Source organism: Pseudoduganella sp. RAF53_2, from assembly GCF_052113985.1.
Classification (GTDB): Bacteria; Pseudomonadota; Gammaproteobacteria; order Burkholderiales; family Burkholderiaceae_D; genus Rugamonas.
The window spans coordinates 1-4,122 of sequence record NZ_JBFRDW010000555.1; the positions used below are offsets into that span (position 1 = coordinate 1).

Annotated in this window: 5 protein-coding genes; 4 read left to right on the forward strand and 1 reads right to left on the reverse strand. The window is 59.1% G+C overall.

Annotation, left to right across the window (positions count from 1 at the left end; genetic code table 11):
• The first annotated feature begins 19 nt into the window (after positions 1-19).
• Positions 20-214 carry a hypothetical protein gene (locus AB4Z11_RS25180; RefSeq protein WP_442028514.1) on the forward strand — a complete coding sequence of 65 codons (195 nt, stop codon included), beginning with the start codon at positions 20-22 and terminating at the stop codon, positions 212-214.
• Positions 215-279: 65 nt separating this feature from the next.
• Here the strand turns inward: AB4Z11_RS25180 and AB4Z11_RS25185 are convergent, their stop codons facing one another.
• Positions 280-546 (reverse strand): hypothetical protein, encoded by a 267-nt coding sequence (locus AB4Z11_RS25185; protein WP_442028515.1) that lies wholly within the window; start codon positions 544-546, stop codon positions 280-282.
• A gap of 83 nt (positions 547-629) precedes the next feature.
• Here AB4Z11_RS25185 and AB4Z11_RS25190 point away from each other — a divergent pair, with 83 nt between their 5' ends.
• The 3 genes from AB4Z11_RS25190 to AB4Z11_RS25200 form a co-directional block, all read left to right on the forward strand.
• Positions 630-1,613 carry an SDR family oxidoreductase gene (locus AB4Z11_RS25190; protein WP_442028518.1) on the forward strand — a complete coding sequence of 328 codons (984 nt, stop codon included), beginning with the start codon at positions 630-632 and terminating at the stop codon, positions 1,611-1,613.
• A gap of 204 nt (positions 1,614-1,817) precedes the next feature.
• Entirely contained in the window at positions 1,818-2,720 is a 903-nt protein-coding gene (locus tag AB4Z11_RS25195) for a polysaccharide deacetylase family protein (protein WP_442028516.1), read from the forward strand.
• Positions 2,721-2,868: 148 nt separating this feature from the next.
• The coding region (locus AB4Z11_RS25200) for a right-handed parallel beta-helix repeat-containing protein (protein WP_442028517.1) at positions 2,869-4,122 on the forward strand (1,254 nt) is incomplete at its 3' end.

Below are 4,122 nucleotides of genomic sequence, written 5' to 3' on the forward strand. Positions count from 1 at the left end.
CCACCCAAGGAGAATCATCATGAGCAAACTACTGAACGTCGCCGATCTGCATCAAGAGGAAGAACTGTCCGCTTCCAAAATGTCCCGTGTTGTTGGCGGCTACGACAGGGCCAAAACAAAGGCACTGGTCGAAGCACATCGCGTCATTCACGAGATTGATGGCTTACTGAACGAACCTGAGCCAGCACCTGCGCACGTGTCGATGAAGCTGTAATTTGTCGACCAAAGAAAATAAGGGCCGGAGTTCCGGCCCTTGTGCTTTTTAAGGCGGTCGCATTCTCAGCGGTGGCCGCGCCAGCCACCGCGGCCGCGCCAGCCGCCGCCGCCGCGGTAACCGCTGTGTCCGTAGTAGCCGAAGTTGAGCGAGACCGGCGGCCAATAGTAAGCCGGGTAGCCGTAGTCGTAATAGCTGTAGCCGTTGGGGTAGTAGTATGCCGGCGCCGCTGGCGCGGCATCGTAAGCATAAGGTGGTGCGTAGACGGCGCAGCCTGACAAGGCCATTCCTGCAGCCAGTGCGAGAAGAAGACGTTTCAGCGAGGTATCCATGGCAGCCTCCCCATGTGTTTTACCTGCTTGCATTTTAGGCTACGGCTAGTCATTTGCAATTTTACTTACATTTCGAGATGTAACTGTGGGCCTGCGCTGACAGGGGCGCGGCACGTGCGCTGCTTTGGCCGCAAGCCCGCCGCTTCCATACTGCGCCGATATCTTCGACGCACGCAGGAGGCATCATGAACCCGACAGACCCACGCGAACTTTATGCCAAGCCACCGTTCCAGATGCAGCATCAGGAATGGCCTGGACTGGCCAGTCAAATGATTCCACCGCCGGACCATGGCGAGAAGACCTACAAAGGCAGCGGGCGGCTGGCTGGCCGCAAGGCGCTGATCACCGGCGGCGATTCCGGCATCGGCCGCGCTGCAGCAATTGCATATGCGCGCGAAGGCGCCGATGTGGCGATCAGTTATCTTGCCGCCGAGGAGTCCGATGCACGCGATGTCGAAGAACTGATTCGTGCCGCGGGCAGCAAGGCGGTGCTGCTGCCGGGTGATATTCGCGATGAGGCTTTCTGCAAAAAGCTGGTGGACGATGCAGTGCGCGAACTGGGTGGTCTCGATATTCTCGTCAACAACGCGGCAAGCCAGCATTCGAGCATGTCCATTCTCGATCTGACGACGAAGCAGTTGGACGACACCTTCAAGACCAATTTGTATGCGATGTTCTGGATCACCAAAGCTGCCTTACCGCACATGAGGCCGGGCAGCGCGATCATCGTGACGGCGTCGGTGCAAGCTTACGATCCTTCGGCTAACTTGCTTGACTATGCCCAGAGCAAGGCAGCGCAAGTGGCGTTCACCAAGGCGCTTGCCAAGCAATTGGGCGAGAAGGGCATCCGCGTGAACGCCGTTGCCCCCGGGCCGGTCTGGACCCCGCTGCAAGTCTCAGGTGGGCAGACCCAGCACAATCTCGAAAAATTCGGCGAAGAGTCGCCGCTTGGACGGCCGGGGCAGCCGGCTGAATTGGCCGCGACGTATGTCACCCTGGCTTCGGAAGAATCCAGTTATACGACGGGGCAGGTGTACGGCGTGGCGGGCGGCAAAGGCAATCCTTGATCTTGAACAGTCACGATTGCGCAGTATCGTAGGAGTTGGACATATGACTTTCTGATCTATGCTGCAGTTCCGTCGATTGGCAGGTGCGGTTATGCAACTGAACTAGCCAAGTCTCGTTTCATAGTGTCAAATTAGAGTTACACTACAGGTGAGGTGCACGGATTTTCTATCGATAGGGCAGTTCACATTGCGGAGAACGATGCCATGAATACGTCACGCTGCTCACTCTTTCTTGGCCTGATCACAGTTGCACTATCCGCTGCCGCGGCCGAGCCGTTCAATATTGCGATCACGGTGGACGACCTGCCAGCGCATGGCGGCAGACTTCCTCCCGGCGCCACCCGCAACAGCATTGCGGAAACTTTTATCCGAACCCTGAAAGCGCATGGCGTGCCCGAGGCCTATGGCTTTGTGAATGCGCGTGCGCTGGCGGTCRAACCTGCAAGCGTGCAGGTGCTGGACATGTGGCGCCAGGCGGGCTTCCCACTGGGTAACCACACCTATAGCCACCTCAATCTCGATGCGGCCGAAACCCAGGATGCGTGGGAGGGCGATGTGATCGCGGGCGAGCCGGTGATTGCCCAGCGTATGGCCGGCGCCAACTGGCACTACTTCCGCTTCCCCAATCTCGCGGCAGGCAATGACCTCGTGAAGCGTGAAAGCGCGCGCGCCTTCCTGCGTGGACGCGGCTATCGCATCGCCGACGTGAGCGTATCCTTCGACGACTGGGAATACACCGATGCCTACACCCGTTGCGTCACCAAGGGCGACAACACCAGCATCGAAGCCATGCGCGCGCAATTCATGAAGGGCGTCGATGATGAAATCGCGCGCATGAAGTCGGAGTCGCAACAAGTCTATGGCCGCATGATTCCACAGGTGCTGCTCACGCACATTGGCGCATTCAGTGCAATCACACTGGACGACGTACTGCGCCGCCTCGATGCAGCCGGTGCGCACTACGTCACGCTGGCGCAGGCGCAAGCCGATCCCGCCTACGCGCAGCCAGGCAGCGGCACGGTCATCGGACGCACCGCGAAAGAACGTGGCATCCAACTCCCCGCACCGAAAGGCGACAAGCTCGACCTCGCATCCCTCTGCCGCTGATAAACACTCAGCAAGCTGACCAATCCCGCACAGGGATTGGCACTACTATTGTCTTGGCTTCATCAGCAGTCCCCTCATAACAAAACAATCCGGAGACACCATGAAACTAAGGCAGAGTAGTCTGTTCGTATCGTCATGCGCGTTCGCCATGTCATCCCTCGCTTCCGCAGCAACGTATTACGTATCGCCCGCCGGCGACGATAACAATGCAGGTACGCAGTCCGCTCCATGGAAAACCTTTGCCAAGGCCCAGGCGATGGCCGTGGCCGATGACACGATTTACTTCCGCGGCGGCGCTTACGTCTTCACCGCAGGCCTGAACAGCTGCGCCAGCATGACGGACACCGTCAACGTCATCACCTTGAACAAGAGTGGCCAGGCCGGAAAGCCAATCCGCTACTGGGCGTATCCCGGCGAGACACCGGTGTTTGATTTCTCGCAGATGCAGGACAACTGCCGCGTGAAAGGCTTCAACGTGGTCGCCAGCTATCTGCACCTGAAGGGCCTTGAAGTGACGGGCGCGCCGCAGCATCCGGGTAACTACCTGAATAACGAAAGCTGGGGCATCTGGATCAATGGCAGCAGCAACATCTTCGAATACCTGAACACGCACCATCATATGGGGCCGGGCCTGTTCCTGTCGGATGGCAGTAATAACCTGATCCTGAACGTCGATTCGCACCACAACTACGACCCGTACAGCAAGAGCGGTCCGGGGCAAAACGCCGATGGTTTCGGCGCACACGTGAAGGCCAACCGCCCGGGCAATGTGTTCCGCGGCTGCCGTGCATGGTCGAACACGGACGACGGCTATGACACGATCAACGCCGGCTCGCAAATCATCATCGAGAATTCCTGGGCATGGCTGCAGGGCTACTATCCGGGCACAACGACGCCGATCGCGGCAGGCAAYGGCAATGGCATCAAGCTCGGTGGCTTTGGCGGTGGCTATGCGGCGAATGCGCCGCAGCACATCGCGCGTTTCAATGTCGCCTTCAACAACAAGGCGGCGGGCTTCTACGCCAATCACCACCCTGTGGCGAGCTTCTTCTACAACAACACGGGCGTGGCCAATCACTACAACTTCAATATGCTGGGCGTGGACCCGAGCGGCGCTGCGATCAATCTCGGCATTCTGCGCAACAACCTGTCCTATCTCGGCACAGCGGTCACCAATATGGCCGGTACGGACAATGCCTACAACAGCTGGAACCTGCCGGTGTCGGTTACCGCTGCCGACTTCCAGGGCGTGTCTACGCAAGGCTGGGATGCACCGCGCCTGCCGGATGGCAGCCTGCCGCCCATGCCAAACTTCCGTCTCGTGAGCGGCAGTGATCTGGTTGATGCAGGCGTCGATGTTGGCCTGCCATTCACCGGCGCCGCGCCGGACCTGGGTGCGTAC

Excerpts from the sequence above, each read along its gene's own strand:
- AB4Z11_RS25180 (WP_442028514.1), top strand. The coding sequence starts at position 20 with ATGAGCAAACTACTGAACGTCGCCGATCTGCATCAAGAGGAAGAACTG.
- AB4Z11_RS25185 (WP_442028515.1), bottom strand. The coding sequence starts at position 546 with ATGGATACCTCGCTGAAACGTCTTCTTCTCGCACTGGCTGCAGGAATG.